The 1,051-nt window shown below is 68.4% G+C and carries 1 protein-coding gene; it reads right to left on the bottom strand.

Going from position 1 to position 1,051, the window contains the following annotated elements; translation table 11 throughout:
* Positions 1 to 1,051 (bottom strand): acyl-CoA carboxylase subunit beta (locus ABZS64_RS39330; RefSeq protein WP_355840020.1); only part of this gene is annotated, 1,051 nt, incomplete at both ends.

Genomic DNA, 1,051 nt, shown 5'->3' with positions numbered 1-1,051 from the left:
ACTGCGGGGGGTTGCCGTGTTTGCGGGAGGGCAGGTCGGCGTGCTTGGTGCGGAGCATGGCGAGGGATGCGATCAGCACCTCGCGGGTCTCGGCGGGGTCGATGACGTCGTCGACCAGGCCGCGCTCCGCGGCGTAGTACGGGTGCATCAGCTCGGCCTTGTACTCCTTGACCATGCGCACCCGCATCGCCTCGGGGTCCTCGGCGTCGGCGATCTGCCGGCGGAAGATGACGTTGGCGGCACCCTCGGCGCCCATCACCGCGATCTCGTTGGTCGGCCAGGCGTAGGTCAGGTCGGCGCCGATGGACTGGGAGTCCATCACGATGTACGCACCGCCGTAGGCCTTGCGCAGAATCAGCGAGATCCGGGGCACGGTGGCGTTGCAGTAGGCGTAGAGCAGCTTGGCGCCGTGCCGGATGATCCCGCCGTGTTCCTGGTCGACGCCGGGCAGGAAGCCGGGCACGTCCAGCAGCGTGATGATCGGGATGTTGAAGGCGTCACACATCTGCACGAACCGTGCGGCCTTCTCGGAGGCCTCGATGTCCAGGACACCGGCCAGCGACTGCGGCTGGTTGGCGACGATGCCCACCACCTGGCCGTCCAGGCGGGCCAGGGCGCAGATGATGTTGCGGGCCCAGCGTTCGTGGATCTCCAGGTAGTCGCCGTCGTCGACGAGTTCCTCGATCACCTTGTGCATGTCGTAGGGCCGGTTGCCGTCCGCGGGAACCAGGTCCAGCAGCACGTCCGAGCGCCGGTCGGCGGGGTCCTCGGCGTGCGCGACGGGCGGGTTCTCACGGTTGTTGGAGGGCAGCATCGCCAGCAGGTAGCGCACCTCGGCGATGCAGGTCTCCTCGTCGTCATAGGCGAAGTGCGCCACGCCGGAGGTTTCGGCGTGCACGTCCGCGCCGCCCAGACCGTTCTGGGTGATCTCCTCACCGGTCACCGCCTTGACCACGTCCGGGCCGGTGATGAACATCTGCGAGGTCTCCCGGACCATGAACACAAAGTCGGTGAGCGCCGGGGAGTAGGCGGCGCCGCCCGCGCACGGGCC

Origin of the sequence: Streptomyces sp. NPDC005408 (assembly GCF_040606445.1) — a bacterium.
Classification (GTDB): Bacteria; Actinomycetota; Actinomycetes; order Streptomycetales; family Streptomycetaceae; genus Streptomyces.
The sequence above is the reverse complement of the archived record's forward strand: the minus strand, read 5'-3'. Positions and strand labels throughout refer to the sequence as shown.